We start from the raw sequence: 19,107 nt of genomic DNA on the forward strand, positions 1-19,107 counted from the left end.
CCGCGCCCCGCCCGGCCGTTCGCGCTGCCTGCGCGAACGGCGCCGTCTCACTCTGGAGCCCTCATCATGCTCGGTGTCGCTCTCTTTTTCATCGGCGCGGTGCTGGTCGTCAACGGCGTCGCGCTCACCGGCCGCATCGAACCGCGCGACGCGGCCGGCCTGAACCTGCTCGTCGGGCTGCTCGCGCTGCTGATCAACCTCGCCGGCCTCGTGCAGGCGTCGGCGCCGCCGCAGTTTTTCTCGAGCGCGGGCGGGCTGCTGTTCGCGTTCACGTACCTGTATCTCGCCGCCGTCCAGTGGCGCGGGCTGCAAGGCGCCGGCCTGGGCTGGTATTGCCTGTTCGTCGCGATCAGCGCACTCGTCTATGCGGGCACGTCGAGCGACGCGCGTTTCGGGGCGATGTGGCTGCTGTGGTCGAGCCTGTGGTTCCTGTTCTTCGTCGCGCTCGGGCTGAAGCGGACCGTGCGCTTCCTGCCCGGCTACACGATCGCGATCGGCGTCGGCACCTGCTGGCTGCCCGGCATGCTGATGATGACGGGGAGGTGGTAATGAGCGCACGCGATACGCCGCTGGCCACCGATCCGCTCGCCGGGCACCGCATCGCCGAAGTGCCGTTCTACCAGCCGGCCGGTGCCGAGGCCGACTGGTTCGAGACGGCCTGCCGCCATCACCTGCCGGTCCTGCTGAAAGGGCCGACCGGCTGCGGCAAGACGCGTTTCGTCGAATACATGGCGTGGCGCATGGGCCTGCCGCTGATCCAGGTCGCGTGCAACGACGACACGTCGGCGGCCGACCTGACCGGCCGCCACCTGCTCGACGCCGACGGCACCTACTGGGCCGACGGGCCGCTCACGCTCGCGGCGCGGCACGGCGCGATCTGCTATCTCGACGAGATCGTCGAGGCGCGCCCCGACGCGACGGTCGTGATCCACCCGCTGACCGATTCTCGGCGCGTGCTGCCGCTCGACCGGCTCGGCGAAGTCGTACATGCGCATCCGGATTTCCATCTGGTGATCTCCTACAACCCCGGCTATCACGGCGAGCACCGACGGCTGAAGCCGTCGACGCGGCAACGTTTCGTCGCAATCGACTTCGACTATCCGGATGCCGCGCACGAGGCCGACGTCGTCGTGCGCGAAAGCGGCGCCGACCGCGAAACCGCGCGCCGCCTCGTCGATCTCGCGCAGCGCACGCGGGCGCTGGCGCAGGCAGGCAACGGGCTCGACGAAGGCGCGTCGACGCGCCTGCTCGTGCACGCGGCAAGGCTGATCGTCGCGGGGCTCGCGCCGCTCGATGCCTGCCGGATCGCGATCAGCGACGCGGCGACCGACGACGCCGACACGCGTGCCGCGTTGCAGACGATGGCCGCCGCGCACTTCGCGACATGAGCGCGCTGCCACTCGCCCGCTTCCTGCACGGGATGACCGCACACGAGACCGACGTGCGGCTCGACGATGCGGCGCCGCGCGCGACGCTCGGCCATGCCGCGCTGCGTGTGCCCCGTGCGTTGCCGCCCGATGCGCGCATCGCGGCGGCCGCGCACGCGCTGGCCCACTGGCGCCACTCGCCGTCCGGCGAGCCGGCCGACACGCTGACGCAGATCGGTTCGGCCGTCGCCGGCGTGATCGAGGATGCGCGCGTCGAGGCGCTGCTGGCCCGCGAATGGCCGGGGCTCGCAACGTTCTGGGCGCCGGCGTTCGCGTCGATCGGCCGTGAAGGACTCACGTTCGGCTGCCTGTGCGCGCGGCTCGCGAAAGCGCTGTTCGATCCGTCGTATCGCGACGGCAACCCGTGGGTCGACAAAGGCGCGCAGCTGTTCGCCGAGCGGCGCGACACGCTCGACGATTACCGTGCGTTTCGCACGATTGCGTCGAGGCTCGCGAACGATCTCGGCCAGATGCGCGTGCGCTTCGAACCCGACGACGGCGCATGGCTGCCCTATCGCGACGACAATGCGTGGCTGTGGGCGCGGCCGGCCACCGCGGCGGCCGAACAGGCGGGCAACGACGGCGTCGAGATGTCGGCCTCGACCGGCGGCCACAGCGACGAGCCCGACGACGCACCGCCGCCCGTACCCGATGCGCCGCGCTATCCCGAGTGGAATTGCCACACGCAGCGCGAACGACGCGACTGGACGACGATCGTCGAATGCGCGCCCGCCACGTCGGCGCCGCCGCCGTCGCTTTCCGCCCTGATCGACGCCGACCGGCGCGCGGCAATGCGAATGCCGGCCGCGCGCGCATCGGAGCTGCCGCGGCGCGTGGGCCGCCAGCTCGACGGCGATGCGCTCGACGTCGACGCGGCGATCGCCGCACGCATCGCCCGGCGCGCCGGGCACGCGCCCGATCCGCGCGTGTTCCGTCGCCGCGTGCCGCACGACGCGCGCGGGCACGTGCTGATCCTGCTCGACCTGTCGGCGTCGACGGCCGCGCAGGTCGCCACGCTCGAGAAACGCGCGGCGTTCGTGCTCGGCGACCTGTTCGACCGGCAGCGGCGCCGCTGGGCCGTGCACGGCTACACGTCGGACGGACGCCATCGCGTGTACTACGCGCGCTTCAAGGATTTCGGCGAAACGTTCGACGCCGGCCGCCGCGCGGCGCTGCTCGCGGCCGACAGCGGGATGAGCACGCGCACGGGCGCGGCACTGCGGCATGCGCTGGCCTTGCTGCGCCGCGAAACCGCGAGCGCGCGGGCCGCCGTGCTGATGATCGGCGACGGCGAAGCCGCCGACATCGACGTGTTCGACCCGCGCTACCTCGTCGAGGATGCGCGTCACGCGGCACGCCAGGGCCGGCGGCGAGGTGTCGCGATTGCCGGTCTGTCGTTCGGCGAGCCGCCCGGGTTGTCTACAATACTTGGCGTCGGCCCGCGCTGCGTGCACGCGGCGAACGGCGACGCATTGCCGGCCGTCGTCGCGCACGCGGCCGGGCGACTGACCGCGTGACGGCTCTATCCGAAAGAGACAGGAACGACCGAATGAACAGTGTGAAGGTTGGCGTATTGTTCTCGCAGAGCGGATGCACGTCGCACCTTGGCCGGAGCCAGTTGCGCGGCACGCTGCAGGCGATCGCCGAGATCAACGAAGCGGGCGGCGCGAACGGCTGCGAGATCGTGCCCGTCGTGCGCGATGCCTGTTCGGACCCGGCCGTCTATGCGCGGCTCGCCGAGGAACTGATCGCAACCGAGCGCGTGAACGTGCTGTTCGGCGGATACATGTCGAGCAGCCGCAAGGCGCTGATTCCGATCGTCGAGAAGTGGGACAAGCTGCTGTTCTATCCGACGCTCTACGAAGGCTTCGAGTTCTCGCCGAACGTGATCTACACGGGTGCGGCCCCGAACCAGAACAGCGTGCAGCTCGCCGCGTTCATGACCGCGCAGTTCGGTGCGCGCGTGTATCTCGTCGGGTCCGACTACATCTACCCGTACGAGTCGAACCGCATCATGATCGACCTCGTCACGCAGCATCCGGAAGGCCAGATCCTCGGCGAGGTCTACATGCCGCTCGTCGCGTCCGAGCAGGATTTCGCGGCGGTCGTCGAGGACATCCGCGCGAAGGCGCCCGACTTCGTGTTCAGCACGCTCGTCGGCGACAGCACGGCCGCGTTCTACCGTGCGTATGCGCAAGCCGGCCTCGATGCACGCAGGATGCCGATCGCGAGCCTGACGACCTCCGAGATCGAGCTCGGTCAGATGGGCGCGGCCGCGGCCGGCCACTACACGTCGTCGCCCTACTTCCAGACCATCGATTCGGACGTGAACCGGCGCTGCATCGCGCAGCTCAAGGCGCGCTTCGGCGACGACGCGAACGCCTCCGCGCCGTGGGAAGCCGCATATTTCCAGGTTCACCTGTTCGCCAATGCGCTCGCGCGCGCCGGCACCGACCAGCGCGACCGGCTCGTCGAACATCTCGCGGACGCGGAATTCGACGCGCCACAGGGCCGCGTGAAGATCGACCGCCTCACGCAGCATACGTGCCTCTATCCGCGCATCGGCTGCGCGACGGCCGACGGCAATTTCACGATCGTGCGCGAAGCGACGCGGCGCGTGCATCCCGATCCGTACCTCGTCACGCATTCGCTCGGCGACCGCGTGCACGCGCCCGACGAACAGAAGGCGTAACCGACGATGCGCGCCCGCACCCCGATCCGCTCGACGCCGCGCCTGCTCGCCGAACTGCGCTCGCTGCGCGTGATGGTGTACTACCCGGATGACGACAACGGCCTGCTGCTAGTCGAGCAGCTCTCGCGCATCGGTTGCCCGAGCGAGCAGCGCTGGCCGCCGCCCGCCGCGCTGCCGGAGAGCGTCGACCTCGTGATCCTCGCAGTCCGGCCCGACCTGCTGCACCTGTCGATCCCGTGGCTCGAGGACGATGCGCGGCCGCCGCTCATCGCGGTCACGACCTACGAAAGCCCGACGATCCTCGAACTGATGCTGCGCATCGATGCGCAGAGCGCGGTGACGACGCCGGTGCGTTCGTTCGGCCTGTTGAGCGCGATGGCGCTCGCGTGTCACCAGAGCCGGCGGCACGACGAATACCGGCGCCGCATCGCGCAGCTGGAACAGCGCGTGATGTCCGCGCGCACGCTGCAGGAAGCGAAGACGCTGCTGATGCAGCACAACGCGATCAGCGAGGAAGAGGCCTATCAGCAGATCCGCTCGCAGGCGATGGAGCGGCGCATCTCGATCAACCAGCTCGCCGAGCAGATCGTGCACGCGCATGCGCTGTTGAAGCGGTAACCCGAACGCGATCGCCGATCGCCACGCGTCAGGTGCGTCAGGCGCGTCAGTCCGGCGGCGGCAGCACGACCGTGTCCTCCGGCCCGAGCACGCGCCCGTCCTGCGAACGCAGCTCGAGCTTCCTGACGGGCAGCCCGGTCTTCCGGTCGACGAGCAGCACGTGCGCCTCGTCGGGTTCGAAGAAGAAATCCTCGCCCCACTGCCGCAATGCGACGAGCAGCGGAAAAAGCCCGCGCCCTTTCTCGGTCAGCACGTATTCGTGATGCGCGCCGCCGTCCGCGGCCGGCACGATGTCCATGATCCCGTGTGCGACCAGGTTGCGCAGACGCGCGGCCAGGATGTTCTTGGCCAGCCCGAGGTTCTTCTGGAATTCGCCGAAGCGGCGCAACCCGTCGAACGCGTCGCGGACGATCAGCAGCGACCACCAGTCGCCGATCGCGTCCAGCGGGCGGGCAACCCCGCAAAGGGAATCTTCGTGCGTGGTTCGTCTGTTCATCGATGCATGAGGCGATGCCGTTCCGGGCATGCGGCCGGAACGGCGGTTACGCTCGTTGAAATGAATGGTTGCAATATAAAACTCATCACACGAAAGATCAATCGCGCGAGGCTCGACTGTTCGCGATCAACGAACGCCATGGCCGATTCGGGCCTCATTGGCACTTCAGTTCGTACATCTGGCATATAAATTCCGGCATTCCCCCGTTCCGGCACATCATCGCGCACCAACGGGCCGAGCGTCCGTCGATTGCGGCCGCCCTTCTTTTTGGTTGCAACTTGAAACCCGATATCCTACGCTCCGATTCAGTTTCAACTTGAAACCAAACTATCCGACTCCCGAAGGAGCGTTCGATGATCCGGCCCGATGCCACGTTCGACGGCACCTTTCCTTTCGCCCCGCATTTCGACGACGCGTCCGGCTTCCGGATGCACTACGTGGACGAAGGCCCGCACGACGGCGAAACCGTCCTGTGCCTGCATGGCGAACCCACGTGGGGTTACCTGTTCCGCCATCTGGTGACGGCGCTGCGTCCGACGCATCGCGTCGTCGTGCCCGATCACATGGGCTTCGGCAAAAGCGCGACGCCGCAGGATCGCAGCTACTGGCTGCAGGACCATATCGACAACCTCGAGCGCTTCGTGCTCGCGCTCGACCTCGATCGCCTCACGCTCGTGATGCACGATTTCGGCGGCCCGGTCGGCATGGGGCTTGCCGCGCGGCATCCGGATCGCATCCGGCGCATCGTGTCCGCGAACGGGCCGACGCCGTTCGGCCAGCCCGATCTCGTCGAGCGCCTGAATGCGAACGGCCGCGATGCGCCATGGTTCCAGTGGATCATGCGCGCGGCGGCCGATGACACGCTCGAAACCGTGCTCGGGCAGCTCGGCTTCAACATCCTGAGCACGCTGAAACTGAACGGTTTCGAGAACCACGCAGTCATCACCGACACGTGGATTGCCGCGTACGGTGCGCCGTTCGCGCAACCGGCGGACTGTCTCGGCGCGATCGGATGGGCCCGCGGGTTTGCCGAGGGCGCGCACCGGTTCGAGGTGCCCGATGCGGCGGCATTGCGCGCGATACGCGAGAAACCCGCGCTCGCGATCTGGGGAGACGCCGACCGGACGCTCGGCGCGGAACACTTCCTGCCGCTTTTCACCGCGCTGTTTCCGTCCGCGCCCGTCGAGCGGCTGGCGGGTGTCGGGCATTACTGTTTCGAGGATGCGCCCGACGCCATCGCGGCACGGATCGCCGGATTCATCCGGACGACCGGCTGAGTGCGTTCCGCAGCGGGCATCCGGCGCCCCGCCGCGGAACACGGCGTGCGCGGCCGCCTTCGCAACCGCGCACGCGCCGCTTCACGTCAGCGAATGATCCGCGTCACGCCACGCCCGCGCGGGTCGGCCATCGCCTCCGGCGTCTTGCCGTCGATCTTGATCACCTGGATGTCGCCGCTGAAATCCTGCCCCTTCAGCGTGTAGCCGCGCGCCTCGATCTGCTTCGCGAGTTCGCCTTCGATCGGGTGGTACGGCTCCCAGAAGATCGTGTTCGGCGGCAGCAGCTGGTGATGGAAGCGCATCGCGCCGACGGCCTCCTTCAACGGCATCTTGAAGTCGTAGATGTTGTTGATCACCTGGAAGATCGACGTGAAGATGCGCGAGCCGCCCGGCGTGCCGATCACGAGCGACACCTTGCCGTCCTTCGTCATGATCGTCGGCGACATCGACGACAGCGGGCGCTTCTTCGGTTCGATCGCGTTCGCGTCGCTGCCGACCACGCCGAACATGTTCGCCACGCCCGGCTTCGCGGAGAAGTCGTCCATCTCGTCGTTCAGCACGATGCCCGTGCCGTCGGCGATCACGCCCGAACCGAAATAGCCGTTGACCGTGTAGGTGTTCGACACCGCGTTGCCCCACTTGTCGACCACCGAGAAGTGCGTCGTTTCAGCCTTCTCCGGCATCGTCGTGCCGAGGCCCGGCTGCACGCTCTTCGTATCCGACGGCTCCTTGGGGTTGACTTCGGCCGCCCGCTTCGCGATATAGGCGTCGTCGGTCAGCTGCGCGATCGGCACCTTGTAGAAATCGGGATCGCCGAGATACTGCGCCCGATCGGCGAACACGCGCTTCTCGATTTCCGCGACGAGGTGGATGTACTGCGGCGAGTTGAGCTTCACGCCCTCGAAGTCCTGCTTGAGGTCGGCCTTCATCTTCAGCAACTGCACGAGGCCGATGCCGCCCGAGCTCGGCGGCGGCGCGGTGATCACGTCATAACCGTTCCACTTCGCCTGCACCGGCTGGCGCCACACCGCGCGGTACTGCGCGAGATCCTCGGTGGTGATCAGCCCGTTGCCGTCGCCGGTCTTCATCGACGCGGCGATCAGCTCGGCCGTCTTGCCCTTGTAGAAACCTTCCGCGCCGCCGTTCGCGATGCGCGTGAGCACGTCGGCGAGATCGGGCTGCTTGAAGTTCACGCCCGCCTTCAGCCCGGAGAAATACTTGTCGAAGTTGGTCTTGCCGCCGAACTCCTTCGACGCGTCGACGCCGCGCTGCGCGAGCTGCTCGTCGACGACGAAACCATCGCGCGCATAGTGGATCGCCGGCGCGAGCACCTGCTTCCACTTCAGCTTGCCGAAGCGTTTCTGCGCTTCCCACATGCCCGCGACCGTGCCAGGTACACCGACCGCACGCGGGCCGTACAGGCTCATGCCCTTGACGACGTTGCCGTCCTTGTCGAGATACATGTCCTTCGTCGCGGCGAGCGGCGCACGCTCGCGGTAGTCGATGAAGTACGGCTTGCCGTCCTTGTAGATCGTCATGAAGCCGCCGCCGCCGATGTTGCCGGCTTCCGGATACGTGACGGCGAGCGTGAAGGCGATCGCGACGGCCGCGTCGATCGCGTTGCCGCCTTCCTTGAAGATCCGCTCCGCGGCATCCGCGCTGTACTTGTCGGCCACCGCGACCGCCGAACTCGTCAGGACGGCCGGCTGCGGCCCCTTCGCATAGACGGGTGCGTTCGGCAGGAAACCGATGCCGGCCACCGTCGCGAGCACGACAGCGGATGATTTGAAGCGATTCAGCGTAGTCATTGCATGTCCCCCATATGGATCTCCTTCAGGCAGGAAAAGCACCTGTCCCGCGCATGGCCGCCGGCGCACCGACGGCCATATCCGGTTTCGTAGTATAGGGGGACAAAAAGGGTCGAACACGTGACATGCGATGAAAGCGCGTTCGCTGTGCGCGCCTCGTCATGCCGCCGCTTCTCGACACGGATGCGGACAGGTCGAATTTGCACCGGGCGCGCAGCCGCAGTTCGCACCGGTTCACGTCCTCACGCAGCGCACAAAACCGAAAGTTGCGAACTGCGCGACAGGCCCCGTGACGCGTCAAAAAAAATCTGCAAACCACCGTCCCGCTGCACGATCCGATCTGCGAAGATAGCGCCCCGCTTTCGCACCGCATCATAGATTCGTTCACGCGCCGCCTCACGTTTCTTCGTCTCGCTTCCTATGGCATCACACAACGCGCATCATGCGTCCGGCTTCGCGGCCGGCGTCGCCGCCGCCGCCCTCGTCGCACAAACCGGCGCCACGGGCCCGTGGCATTCGGGCATGTTCGCCGCATTCGCGGCGGGCGTCGCGGGCGGTACCGCGCCCGACTGGCTCGAAGTCGCATGGTGGCGCCGCAAGCGCCGCCTGTGGGTCACGCATCGAACCATCACGCACTGGGGCATCGGCTGGATCGCGCTGCTCGCGCTCGGCTGGCACGGGCTCATCCATCATCCGCATCCGCTGTGGGCCGCACCGCTGTTCGGCTTCGCATGCGGCGGCGTGATGCACCTGCTCGCCGACTGGCCGAACCCGCTCGGCGTACCGTGGATCTGGCGGCGTCATTCGCTCAACCTGTGGAACAGCGGGCGTTGCGACCTGATCGTCGTGGGCGCCGCATGGGGCGGCACGCTGTGGCTCGCGCAGTCGTTGTGCTCGCGTGCGCCGCTGCTCGAACACTGGCTCGGCTGGCTGCATCGCGTCTAGTTGCAATTCGGCGCAATTCGACGCGATTCGGCGTGCTATCGATACGCCGGCGCACACGCAACTTTCCGTCCATTGAAAGTACGGTGCAGGCCCCCATTTGAGTCCGGAGCGCCGACACGCGCACCCGGCACGCACGCGCGACGTCTGGCACACTGGCGATTCGATTCGTGCGCGCCTCGCGCACGCTTTGCGCCCTGCTTGCACCCTATTTCAACGCTCCGATGGACGTCACCGCTACCCGCCCTGCCGCCCGTGCGCTCGACGTGTTCCACCCGGCCGTCGCCGCGTGGTTCCGGCGCACGTTCGCCGCGCCCACCGGCGCGCAGGCGCTCGCGTGGCCGCACATCAAGGCCGGCCGTTCGACGCTCGTCGCCGCGCCCACCGGCTCCGGCAAGACGCTCACCGCGTTCCTGTGCGCGCTCGACGATCTGGTGCGCGATGCGCTCGCGCATGACGGCACGCTGCCCGACGCGACGCTCGTCGTATACGTGTCGCCGCTGAAGGCGCTGTCGAACGACATCCACGTGAACCTCGACGCGCCGCTCGCCGGCATCGCCGAATCGCTCGCGCAACTCGGCCTGCCGGTGCCGGCGATCCGCACCGCCGTGCGCACCGGCGACACGACGCAGGCCGAGCGCGCGGCGCTGCGCAAGCGCGCGCCGCACATCCTCGTCACGACACCCGAGTCGCTGTACGTGCTGCTGTCGTCCACGTCGGGGCGGCAGATGCTGTCGAACGTGCGCTCGGTCATCGTCGACGAGATCCACGCGCTCGCATCGTCCAAGCGCGGCAGCCATCTCGCGTTGTCGCTCGAACGTCTCGACGCGCTGGCCGGCCGTGCGCTGCCGCGTATCGGGCTCTCCGCCACGCAAAAGCCGATCGACGCGGTCGCGCGCTTCCTCGTCGGCGGCCCCGCCGACGCGCCGCGCGATTGCACGATCGTCGACACGGGCCACACACGCGAGCGCGACCTCGCGCTCGAACTGCCGAACGTGCCGCTCGAACCCGTGATGGCCACCGACGTGTGGGAACAGGTGTACGACCGCATCGCCGGGCTCGCGGCCGCGCACCGCACGACGCTGGTGTTCGTCAACACGCGGCGCACCGCCGAGCGCATGGCGCGCCATCTCGCCGACCGGCTCGGCAAGGACGCGATCGCCGCGCATCACGGCAGTCTCGCGAAGGAGCACCGCTTCGACGCCGAACAACGCCTGAAGCGCGGCGAACTGAAGCTGCTCGTCGCCACCGCATCGCTCGAACTCGGCATCGATATCGGCGACGTCGATCTGGTCTGCCAGGTCGGCTCGCCGCGCGGCATCGCGCCGTTCCTGCAGCGCGTCGGCCGCTCCGGGCACCATGTCGGCGGCGTGCCGAAGGGGCGCCTGTTCCCGCTGTCGCGCGACGAGCTCGTCGAATGCGCGGCGCTGCTCGATTGCGTGCAACGCGGCGAGCTCGACGCGTTGCGGATTCCCGAAGCGCCGCTCGACGTGCTCGCGCAGCAGATCGTCGCCGAAGTGGCGTGCGCGGAATGGCAGGAAGACGCGCTGTATGCGAGCTTCACGCGCGCGGCGCCGTACGCGCGGCTGACACGCGAACGCTTCGACGAAGTGATGAAGATGCTCGCCGAAGGCTTCACGAGCCGCCGCGGCGTGCGCGGCGCGTACCTGCATCGCGACGTGGTCGGCGGCACCGTGCGCGGGCGCCGCAATGCGATGATGACCGCGACCACGTCGGGCGGCACGATCCCCGACATGGCCGACTACGCGGTGCTGCTCGAACCGCAGGGCATCCAGGTCGGCACGGTCAACGAGGATTTCGCGATCGAGAGCCTCGCGGGCGACGTGTTCCAGCTCGGCAACCAGTCGTACCGGATCATTCGCGTGGAAACGGGCCGCGTGCGTGTCGAGGACGCGCAGGGCCAGTCGCCGAACATTCCGTTCTGGCTCGGCGAGGCGCCGGGGCGCAGCGACGAGCTGTCGGCGGCGGTCGGCCGGCTGCGCGCGCGGCTCGACGGGCTGTTCGCGGAAGGCGACCGGCTCGCACATGGCAACAACCGTGAACGCATCGGTGAAGGGACTGGCGGGAAGTCCATGCCCCGGGCCGACGCCAAAGCGGGTGCGAAGGCGGCATCGAAGGCCGGGATCAAGGCCGATACCGATGCCTCGCTCGACGTGCGGCACGACACCGTTGTCGCCGCCACCGCCGAAAGCCGCCTCGCGCCGGCGTTGCGCTGGCTCGTCGACGATCTCCGCCTGTCGCCCGACGCCGCCCGGCAGATCGTCGACTACCTCGCCCGCACCCGCGCCGCGCTCGGCGCGCTGCCGACGCAGGACACGCTCGTGATGGAGCGTTTCTTCGACGAATCGGGCGGCACGCAGCTCGTGATCCATTCGCCGTTCGGCAGCCGCATCAACCGCGCCTGGGGGCTCGCACTGCGCAAGCGCTTCTGCCGCAGTTTCAACTTCGAGCTGCAGGCGGCCGCGACCGACGACGCGATCATCCTGTCGCTGTCGCTCGCGCACAGCTTCGCGCTCGACGAAGTGTGGCGTTACCTGCGTTCGGCCAGCGCCGAACACGTCCTCGTTCAGGCACTCCTCGACGCGCCGATGTTCGGCGTGCGCTGGCGCTGGAACGCGACGACGGCGCTCGCGCTGCCGCGCTTCACCGGCGGCAAGCGCACCGCGCCGCAACTGCAGCGAATGAAGAGCGAGGATCTGCTCGCGACCGTGTTTCCCGATCAGGTCGCGTGCCTCGAGAACATCGTCGGCGAACGCGAGATACCGCATCACCCGCTCGTCGACCAGACGCTCGACGACTGCCTGCACGACGCGATGGACACCGATGGCTGGCTCGCGCTGCTGCGCCGGATCGAGAGCGGTGCGATCGAGCTGATCGCGCGCGACCTGCCCGCGCCGTCGCCGCTCGCGGCCGAGATCCTGAACGCGAAACCGTATGCGTTCCTCGACGACGCACCGCTGGAAGAGCGCCGCACGCAGGCCGTGCAGTCGCGCCGCTGGAGCGATCCCGAATCGGCCGACGATCTCGGCGCGCTCGACGCCGACGCGATCGATGCCGTGCGCGACGAAGCCTGGCCGCTCGTGCGCGACGCCGACGAAATGCACGACGCGCTGCTCACGCTCGCATGCATCGCCGACAGCGAGGCGCACGCGCACGAAGGCTGGCCCGAGCGGCTCGCGGAACTTGCCGAACGCCGCCGCGCGACGAAACTCGTGACGCCCGGCGGCGCCGCGCTGTGGGTGCCGGTCGAACGGCTCGTGTGCCTGCGTGCGCTGCATCCCGAAGCCCGCATCGCGCCGGCGCTCAAGGTGCCGGCTGCCTGCGCACAGCCGTGGGAAGCGGATGCCGCACTCGTCGACGTGATCCGCGCGCGGCTCACCGGTTTCGGCCCGCTTGCACTCGACGCGATCGCGACGCCGCTCGGCCTGCCGCCGGCGTCGGTCGCGACGGCGCTCGCGGCGCTGGAGCGCGAAGGTTATGTGATACGCGGCCGGTTCACACCGCGCACGACGACGGACGAATGGTGCGAACGCCATCTGCTTGCGCGCATTCATCGCTACACGGTGAAACGGCTGCGCCGCGAAATCGAGCCGGTGGAGCGTGCCGACTTCATGCGCTTCCTGTTCCACTGGCAACACCTGACACCCGACACGCGCGGCACGGGCCGCGATGCCCTCGCTGCCGTGGTCGAACAACTCGAAGGCTTCGAGGCCGCGGCGAGCGCATGGGAAGACGCGCTGCTGCCCGCGCGGCTCAGCGACTACACGGCGGGCGGGCTCGACGAGCTGTGCCGCTCGGGCAAGCTCGTGTGGACGCGCATCGGCGCGCCGGCACGTGCGGCCGGCACGCCGGTGAAGACGACGCCGATCGTGCTGCTGCCGCGCCGCCACCTCTCCGCGTGGCAGGCGCTGCGCGATCCCGGCGCACAACCGGCGCTGTCCGCGCGGGCCACGCAGGTGCGCGACGCGCTCGCCGCGCACGGCGCGATGTTCTTCGATGCGCTGCTCGACGACCTGCACATGCTGCCCGTCGAACTCGAACAGGCGCTCGGCGAACTCGTTTCGGCCGGCCTCGTGAATGCGGACAGCTACGCGGGCCTCCGCGCACTGCTGAAGCCTGCCGTCAAGCGCAGCGCGACCTATGCGCCGCGCACGCGGCGCGGCGGTGCGCTGATCGGCGGAATGGACGACGCCGGCCGCTGGGCGCTCGTGCAACGCGCTTCGGCACCGACTGACACGCCAACGCCGGCACCGAAGCGCAGTGCGCCCACGACCGATCCCGACGCACTCGAACACATCGTCTGGACGCTGCTGCGCCGCTACGGCGTCGTGTTCTGGCGGTTGCTCGAACGCGAAGCCGACTGGCTGCCGAACTGGCGCGAGCTCGTGCGCGTGCTGCAACGCCTCGAAGCGCGCGGCGAGATTCGCGGCGGACGCTTCGTCGCCGGGCTCGCGGGCGAACAGTTCGCGCTGCCTGAAGCGATCCCGGTCCTGCGCGAACTGCGGCGGCAACCGGGCGATGGACAGTATGTTTGCGTGACGGGCGCCGATCCGCTGAATCTTGCCGGCACGCTGCTGCCCGGCGACAAGGTGCCGGCCCTCGCCGGAAATCGCGTGCTGTTCCGTGACGGCGTGCCCGTCGCCTCGCTGGTTTCGGGGGCGTTCCACTACGCCCCCGAACTGTCGCCCGCCGCGCGCGAGGATGCGCGCCTGCGGCTCGCGCGCCGCCACTGACATCGGCTGACACGCGGCACCACACCGACTACTGATCGCGGGGCCGCGCGACCGCCTGCCTTCGGGTAGCATCGAACGACTTTCCGCGCGGGCGCCCGCGCTCCAGCACAACAAGATTTACGGAGACTGCTGTCCATGCCCTCGCACGCCGACTCGCCCGCCGCTCATCACTCGGGCTCGCTGACCATTTTCCAGGGCGCCGCGCTCTATATCGGCGCGGTGCTCGGCACCGGCGTGATCGCGCTGCCCGCGCTGGCCGCCGAGGTCGCGGGCCCGGCATCCCTGCTCGCGTGGGCTGCGCTGGTCGTGTTGTCCGGGCCGCTCGCGGCCACCTTCGCCGCACTCGGCGCGCGCTATCCCGATGCAGGCGGGGTCTCGACCTACGCCCGGCGCGCATTCGGACCGAAAGCCGCGGCGGTCGTCGGATGGTGCTTCTACTTCGCGGTCCCGGCCGGCGCGCCGGCTGCCGCGATGTTTGGCGGCGCGTACGTCGCGGCCGTCACGGGCGGCGGGCACACGACGGTCGTCGTCACGGCTGCCGCGCTGATCGCGACCGTATCGGCTGCGAATGCATTCGGTGTCACCGTTTCAGGCCGCATGCAGCTCGTTTTGTCGGCGTTGCTCGTCACGCTGCTGCTCGCGGCGGTGCTCGCCTCCGCGCCGCATGCGCGCACGGCAAACCTGCATCCGTTCGCCCCGCACGGCTGGCTCGCGGTCGGCCAGGCCGCCGCGCTGCTCGTGTGGAGTTTCGCGGGCTGGGAAGCAATCACGCACCTCGCGGCCGAGTTCCAACGGCCCGCGCATGACATGCCGCGCTCGGCCGGGATCGCCGTCGTGGTGGTCGGGTTCCTGTATCTGTCGGTCGCCGCCGCGAGCGTGACGGTGCTCGGGCCTTCCGCGGGCGCATCGGGCGCGCCGCTCGCCGAACTGATCGCAGGCGGCATCGGCGGTCACGCACAGGTGCTCGCCGCCGCGGCCGCGCTGCTGCTCACGCTCGGCACGATGAACGCGTATTTCGCGGGTGCGGCCAAGCTCGGTGCGGCGCTCGGGCGCGACGGTGCATTACCCGCGTGGCTCGCGCAAGGCAGCCAGGTCGGCGGAGTCCCGCGCCGCAGCCTCGGCGTGATCGCCGTGCTCGCGGCCGTCGCGCTGGCCGCGACGGCGATCTCGGACGTCGGACCGAAACCGCTCGTGCTCGTGACGTCCGGGTGTTTCGTGATGGTGTATGGGCTCGGTGCGGCCGCCGCGCTGAAGTTGCTGCCGCGCGGCGGCATCGCTTACCGCTGTGCGTGGGTTTCGCTGGTCGCGGTTGCCGGGCTGTTCCTGACGACGGGCTGGGCCATCCTGTGCCCGCTGCTGCTCGCGGGCGGTGCGCTGCTTTATCTGCGGATGACCGGACCGCGCCAGTAACCCGGCAGTTGCGCGCGCGCCGACATTCGCCGGCTTGCGGCGACACACCGACGAATCATGGCCGACCCGCTGGCCGGAGCGCCGGCCACTGCGCCGTGCGCATCGGTCGCGAACCCGGCCATATGCCGCCGTTTCATGCTCGTCAGGCCGGCACCAGCGCGAAGCTGAGGCGCTTGCCGAGCGCGGCGGCCGCGCTCGCGAGCGTCGCCAGCGTGAGGCTCGTGTCGGTTTCGTCGAGCAGACGGTTGAGCGCGGCGCGGCTGGTTTTCATCCGCGCGGCCATCGCGGTTTTCGTGATGTGCTGCGCCTTCATTTCCTGCCCGATCTGCCACGCGATCACGCGCTTGATCGCGGTGGCGGTGGCCGCTTCGAGATTGCCGTCTTCCTCGAGGAAGGTATCGAAATCGCTGCCGATATGCGGATGGTTCGTGGTCGTCATGAGGTACTCCAATGCATGGCGTTGCCGGCTGCCTGCCCGTCGAAGACGGTGCGTTCCGGCGCAACCGGGAAATTCAGATGGCATGCGTCAACGCTTTGAGACGCGCGACGGTGACATCGAGATCGTCCGACGGTGTGGCCCGCGACTGCTTGAAGAAACCGTGCAGCAGGACCATCGTGTCGCCGACGACCGTAAACAGCACACGGGCGCTCCGCCCCGGCAGCGCCACGCGGATCTCCCACAGATCCGGTGCCATCTTCCGGACCAGCGGCATGCCGAGCGGCCAGCCGAGTTGAACGGTCTTGATCTCTTCGCCGATCACCCTGCGCTCCGCTTGCCCGAGCGCCTTCAACCATTCGCGCACCGGCTCGTTGCCACGGGCCGTCTGAAAGAACCGCACGCCGAGCGTGACCTGGATCTGCTGTCTCGTCATCGTCTTGACACCCATCGTACCAAAATAGGTACGATATGCCAAGCACGACCAGGACGGCTACTGGCCGGACGGCCAATTCGATAGCCGGGGAAGGTCGATCCGCGCTTGCCGCGCGATCCGCCCTGGGTTATTCGTCGCGCCGAGCCCGCTTGCGCGTCGCGCGTGGCGACTGGTGCGCTCTCGCATCGCCGAACCGCGACCGCGCGATGTCGCGCACGGCATCGATCAGCGTCCGCGCGACCGGCGACGGCTGCGCATCGGTGCGCAGGATGAGCCCGACCGGCTCGTCGGTGCCCGCGGACGGCAGCGGCAGGCGTGCCAGCGCCCCGGCCGACAGGTCGTATTCGGCCGCATAGAGCGGCACGAACCAGACCGCATCGTTTTCGAGCGTCAGCGCGCGCGCGACCGATACCGACAGCACCTCGATGAACGAATCCAGCGGCGGCGCGCCGCAGGCGCCGAGCAACTGCTCGGCCGACTGGCGGATCAGCGTGCCGAACGGCGGCAGCACGACCGGATGGCGTGCGAGCTCGGCCGCCGGCGCCGCGCTTGACAGCAGCGGATGCCCGGCACGCACGACGGCGACGAGCGGCTCGTTGTACAGCTGCTCGAACGCGAGCCCGATCATCCGCTCCGGCTCCGACAGCCGCCCGATCGCGCACTCGATCGCGCCCGACTTCAGGCGCTCGAGCAGGTCGGCGTTCGCGGCCGTCGCGATCCGCACGACGACGCGCGGCCAGCGCTCGGCGAGCGCCTTCATCAACGCAGGCGCGAGCGATGCCGCGACGGTCGGCAGCATGCCGATTTCCAGCGTCGCCGCGGCGGCTCCGCCCTCGCGCGCGAGCAGCCCGACACCCTGGCGCAGCGCCAGCACGCACGCGTTCGCATGCGGCATGAACAGCTGCGCCTCGCGGGTCGGCTGCGCGCCCTGCCGGCCGCGCTCGAACAGCTTCACGCCGAGGATCGCCTCCAGTTCGGCGATCGTCTTCGAGACGGCCGGCTGCGTGATCGACAGGCTTTCCGCCGCCTTCTGCACGCCGCCCAGCTGCGCGACCGCGAGAAAGCACTGCAGGTGCCGGAACTTGACGCGGCCGTCGGCGATACGGTTATTCATAACGAGTGGTTATGCGATTGACGATGAAACGCCATTTTGCATAACTTTCCGGATCGCCCCAAGCGTTCGACGAAGCATCACGCGCGACGCCGCAGAGCCTGGAAACCGGCCGGCTCCCACATCCGCTTCGCGATCAGCAAGCTCGTCCCGTGCTTCTGCGCGAGCGGCGCGGACGACGATTCCGCATGCAGCGCGGCCGCCTTGCTGCGCAGCCGGCGCAACTCCAGTTCGAGCTCCGCGGCGGCGGCCTCCGTCAGCATCCCCTGCGAGAACGTCATCGTCTCGCCCTCGCCGTCGAAGCGGCTGTCGAGAAAATCGCCGAGCGCGTGCGCATGGAAATAACGGCGGATCGGCCCGCCGGGCAGCCAGTCGAAATCGCGCGCGACGCGTACGCGAATCCGGTCGCCCGGCAGCAGCGCGACGACGTTCATCCGGTCGAGCATCAGCAGGTATTTCACGCACTCGGCCTGGGTCACCTGATAGGTCGACACGATGTCCTGCACGGTCCAGTAGTTGATCGCGCAGACGGCAACGAGCAGCAGTTTGTCGTCCGACACGAGCAGCGCCTCCTGCTGCTCGGTCAGCACACGCAGCCTCGGCGCCGACGCGGAAGCCTCCTGTACGAGCTCGGCGAGCGTATAGCCGAGCAACTGGGCGATCTCCACGACACGCTCCAGCGTGAAGCGGCCGCTGGCGAACAGCCGCTTCACGCTCGTCTCGGAGACGTCGAGCGCCCGCGCGACGTCGCGGTAGGTCATGCCCTGCGCCTTCAACTGGCGCTTCAGCATTTCGATGAGTTGGGCGGTTTCGGTCATTTTGGTATCGAAAAATGATGCTCAAGGTCAGATATTAGGCTACCTGCGCACGCAAATGAACACTTTCGGATACTTGTCTGCATAATCCGCTCCGTGCTGTCACTGAACGACGGAGCCGAAATGACCACCCGAACCGAAACCGCCGCCTACGAATCGCGCCACACCGCCCCGCGCGATGCACGCAACACGGATCGCACGATGCCGCTCGCCACGATCCGCACGCTGGCCGCCAGCGCGCACGTCGGGGATCTCGTGTTCATCCGCGTGCCGGCGAGCGCGCCGCGCGACGCGGCGGGCACGACAGGCACGACGGGCACGTGGGCCAATCGCTTCGGCATCGTCGTCGATACGTCGGGCGACGAGCCCGTGATCGCCGAATCCGGGTTTGCATGGACGAAGCTCACGCCGCTGTCGCGCTTCGTCGCCCGTACCGACGGCGGGCGCATCGCGCTGGCTCGCCGCGTCGCGGCACCGACCGCCGACGCGCAACGCCGGGTGCATGCAACGGCGGAACAGCGGATCGACGCGCTGCTCCGCAACCGCTTCAACCTGCGGACGCGGCGCGCGTTCTGCGCGGACTACGTGAGCGACGTGCTCCGCGCCGACCGGGACGCGACGCCGGCGGCACTGCTGCGCGGCGGCACGCTGTCAGTCGAATTCGACGGGATCGTGTTCGATCCCGGCCGCCAGTCATGAAGGGCGCGCTCAGGGAGACCGGATAACAACAAGAACGAAAACACAAAAATCAGCGACGGGCTGGCTGGAGGGCCGTGCACGGGGTCGTCACCGACGACGCGAAGCCCGATCGCTTTTTCCGCCGGACAGGCATCCTGTCCGGCGGAATTTTCATTGGCGCGCCGAACATAACGAACAGTTATGCGA

General features: G+C 68.7%; 16 protein-coding genes. 10 read left to right on the top strand and 6 right to left on the bottom strand.

Annotated features, from left to right (window positions below):
• The first annotated feature begins 66 nt into the window (after positions 1-66).
• From DPV79_RS09030 to DPV79_RS09050, 5 genes are read left to right on the top strand one after another with little or no spacing between them, the layout of a single operon-like run.
• A complete protein-coding gene (locus tag DPV79_RS09030; RefSeq protein ID WP_021159494.1) occupies positions 67-549 on the top strand; it encodes an AmiS/UreI family transporter in 483 nt (160 codons plus the stop codon).
• A complete protein-coding gene (locus DPV79_RS09035) occupies positions 549-1,388 on the top strand; it encodes a CbbQ/NirQ/NorQ/GpvN family protein (RefSeq protein WP_113045232.1) in 840 nt (279 codons plus the stop codon). Before DPV79_RS09030 ends, DPV79_RS09035 begins: the two co-directional genes overlap by 1 nt.
• Positions 1,385-2,944, top strand: coding sequence for a vWA domain-containing protein (locus tag DPV79_RS09040; RefSeq protein WP_113045233.1), 1,560 nt, complete (start codon positions 1,385-1,387; stop codon positions 2,942-2,944). The genes DPV79_RS09035 and DPV79_RS09040 overlap by 4 nt, the downstream gene beginning before the upstream one ends.
• Positions 2,945-2,976: 32 nt before the next feature.
• Complete coding sequence (locus tag DPV79_RS09045; RefSeq protein WP_059485061.1) at positions 2,977-4,119, top strand: transporter substrate-binding domain-containing protein; 1,143 nt, start codon at positions 2,977-2,979, stop codon at positions 4,117-4,119.
• A 6-nt stretch (positions 4,120-4,125) separates the two neighbouring features.
• Positions 4,126-4,737: an ANTAR domain-containing response regulator gene (locus DPV79_RS09050; protein ID WP_027791381.1), complete on the top strand. Its 612-nt coding sequence runs from the start codon at positions 4,126-4,128 to the stop codon at positions 4,735-4,737.
• 46 nt (positions 4,738-4,783) lie between these two features.
• Here DPV79_RS09050 and DPV79_RS09055 read toward each other — a convergent pair whose 3' ends face one another.
• Positions 4,784-5,233 (bottom strand): winged helix-turn-helix transcriptional regulator, encoded by a 450-nt coding sequence (locus DPV79_RS09055; protein ID WP_027791380.1) that lies wholly within the window; start codon positions 5,231-5,233, stop codon positions 4,784-4,786.
• 353 nt (positions 5,234-5,586) lie between these two features.
• Here DPV79_RS09055 and DPV79_RS09060 point away from each other — a divergent pair, with 353 nt between their 5' ends.
• Positions 5,587-6,510 (top strand): alpha/beta fold hydrolase, encoded by a 924-nt coding sequence (locus DPV79_RS09060; RefSeq protein WP_113045234.1) that lies wholly within the window; start codon positions 5,587-5,589, stop codon positions 6,508-6,510.
• Positions 6,511-6,596: 86 nt separating this feature from the next.
• Here the strand turns inward: DPV79_RS09060 and ggt are convergent, their stop codons facing one another.
• Complete coding sequence (ggt, locus tag DPV79_RS09065) at positions 6,597-8,318, bottom strand: gamma-glutamyltransferase (protein ID WP_042975050.1); 1,722 nt, start codon at positions 8,316-8,318, stop codon at positions 6,597-6,599.
• A 420-nt stretch (positions 8,319-8,738) separates the two neighbouring features.
• Between ggt and DPV79_RS09070 the strand changes: the two genes are divergently transcribed.
• The 3 genes from DPV79_RS09070 (at position 8,739) to DPV79_RS09080 (ending at position 15,424) form a co-directional block, all read left to right on the top strand.
• A complete protein-coding gene (locus tag DPV79_RS09070) occupies positions 8,739-9,263 on the top strand; it encodes a metal-dependent hydrolase (protein WP_021159502.1) in 525 nt (174 codons plus the stop codon).
• Positions 9,264-9,484: 221 nt separating this feature from the next.
• Positions 9,485-14,014, top strand: a complete 4,530-nt coding sequence (locus DPV79_RS09075) for a DEAD/DEAH box helicase (protein WP_113045235.1) — start codon at positions 9,485-9,487, stop codon at positions 14,012-14,014.
• 135 nt (positions 14,015-14,149) lie between these two features.
• Complete coding sequence (locus DPV79_RS09080) at positions 14,150-15,424, top strand: APC family permease (protein ID WP_113045236.1); 1,275 nt, start codon at positions 14,150-14,152, stop codon at positions 15,422-15,424.
• A 142-nt stretch (positions 15,425-15,566) separates the two neighbouring features.
• On the opposite strand, the gene DPV79_RS09085 is transcribed toward DPV79_RS09080, so the two are convergent.
• The 4 genes from DPV79_RS09085 to DPV79_RS09100 all read right to left on the bottom strand — a co-directional run bounded on the left by DPV79_RS09085 (position 15,567) and on the right by DPV79_RS09100 (position 18,225).
• Complete coding sequence (locus tag DPV79_RS09085; RefSeq protein ID WP_042975052.1) at positions 15,567-15,863, bottom strand: XRE family transcriptional regulator; 297 nt, start codon at positions 15,861-15,863, stop codon at positions 15,567-15,569.
• Positions 15,864-15,936: 73 nt separating this feature from the next.
• Entirely contained in the window at positions 15,937-16,296 is a 360-nt protein-coding gene (locus DPV79_RS09090) for a type II toxin-antitoxin system RelE/ParE family toxin (protein ID WP_048021937.1), read from the bottom strand.
• Between the two features lie 127 nt (positions 16,297-16,423).
• The gene (gene pcaQ, locus DPV79_RS09095) at positions 16,424-17,410 is read right to left on the bottom strand and encodes a pca operon transcription factor PcaQ (RefSeq protein WP_021159506.1); all 987 of its coding nucleotides are present in this window, start codon (positions 17,408-17,410) and stop codon (positions 16,424-16,426) included.
• Positions 17,411-17,487: 77 nt separating this feature from the next.
• Positions 17,488-18,225 carry a helix-turn-helix domain-containing protein gene (locus DPV79_RS09100; protein WP_027791371.1) on the bottom strand — a complete coding sequence of 246 codons (738 nt, stop codon included), beginning with the start codon at positions 18,223-18,225 and terminating at the stop codon, positions 17,488-17,490.
• A gap of 120 nt (positions 18,226-18,345) precedes the next feature.
• On the opposite strand from DPV79_RS09100, the gene DPV79_RS09105 reads away from it, so the two are divergent.
• A complete protein-coding gene (locus DPV79_RS09105; protein WP_113045274.1) occupies positions 18,346-18,921 on the top strand; it encodes a YiiX/YebB-like N1pC/P60 family cysteine hydrolase in 576 nt (191 codons plus the stop codon).
• Positions 18,922-19,107: the final 186 nt, after the last annotated feature.

Origin of the sequence: Burkholderia reimsis (assembly GCF_003294055.1) — a bacterium.
GTDB lineage: Bacteria > Pseudomonadota > Gammaproteobacteria > Burkholderiales > Burkholderiaceae > Burkholderia > Burkholderia cepacia.

Excerpts from the sequence above, each read along its gene's own strand:
- DPV79_RS09030 (WP_021159494.1), top strand. The coding sequence starts at position 67 with ATGCTCGGTGTCGCTCTCTTTTTCATCGGCGCGGTGCTGGTCGTCAAC.
- DPV79_RS09035 (WP_113045232.1), top strand. The coding sequence starts at position 549 with ATGAGCGCACGCGATACGCCGCTGGCCACCGATCCGCTCGCCGGGCAC.
- DPV79_RS09040 (WP_113045233.1), top strand. The coding sequence starts at position 1,385 with ATGAGCGCGCTGCCACTCGCCCGCTTCCTGCACGGGATGACCGCACAC.
- DPV79_RS09045 (WP_059485061.1), top strand. The coding sequence starts at position 2,977 with ATGAACAGTGTGAAGGTTGGCGTATTGTTCTCGCAGAGCGGATGCACG.
- DPV79_RS09050 (WP_027791381.1), top strand. The coding sequence starts at position 4,126 with ATGCGCGCCCGCACCCCGATCCGCTCGACGCCGCGCCTGCTCGCCGAA.
- DPV79_RS09055 (WP_027791380.1), bottom strand. The coding sequence starts at position 5,233 with ATGAACAGACGAACCACGCACGAAGATTCCCTTTGCGGGGTTGCCCGC.
- DPV79_RS09060 (WP_113045234.1), top strand. The coding sequence starts at position 5,587 with ATGATCCGGCCCGATGCCACGTTCGACGGCACCTTTCCTTTCGCCCCG.
- ggt (WP_042975050.1), bottom strand. The coding sequence starts at position 8,318 with ATGACTACGCTGAATCGCTTCAAATCATCCGCTGTCGTGCTCGCGACG.
- DPV79_RS09070 (WP_021159502.1), top strand. The coding sequence starts at position 8,739 with ATGGCATCACACAACGCGCATCATGCGTCCGGCTTCGCGGCCGGCGTC.
- DPV79_RS09075 (WP_113045235.1), top strand. The coding sequence starts at position 9,485 with ATGGACGTCACCGCTACCCGCCCTGCCGCCCGTGCGCTCGACGTGTTC.
- DPV79_RS09080 (WP_113045236.1), top strand. The coding sequence starts at position 14,150 with ATGCCCTCGCACGCCGACTCGCCCGCCGCTCATCACTCGGGCTCGCTG.
- DPV79_RS09085 (WP_042975052.1), bottom strand. The coding sequence starts at position 15,863 with ATGACGACCACGAACCATCCGCATATCGGCAGCGATTTCGATACCTTC.
- DPV79_RS09090 (WP_048021937.1), bottom strand. The coding sequence starts at position 16,296 with ATGACGAGACAGCAGATCCAGGTCACGCTCGGCGTGCGGTTCTTTCAG.
- pcaQ (WP_021159506.1), bottom strand. The coding sequence starts at position 17,410 with ATGAATAACCGTATCGCCGACGGCCGCGTCAAGTTCCGGCACCTGCAG.
- DPV79_RS09100 (WP_027791371.1), bottom strand. The coding sequence starts at position 18,225 with ATGACCGAAACCGCCCAACTCATCGAAATGCTGAAGCGCCAGTTGAAG.
- DPV79_RS09105 (WP_113045274.1), top strand. The coding sequence starts at position 18,346 with ATGACCACCCGAACCGAAACCGCCGCCTACGAATCGCGCCACACCGCC.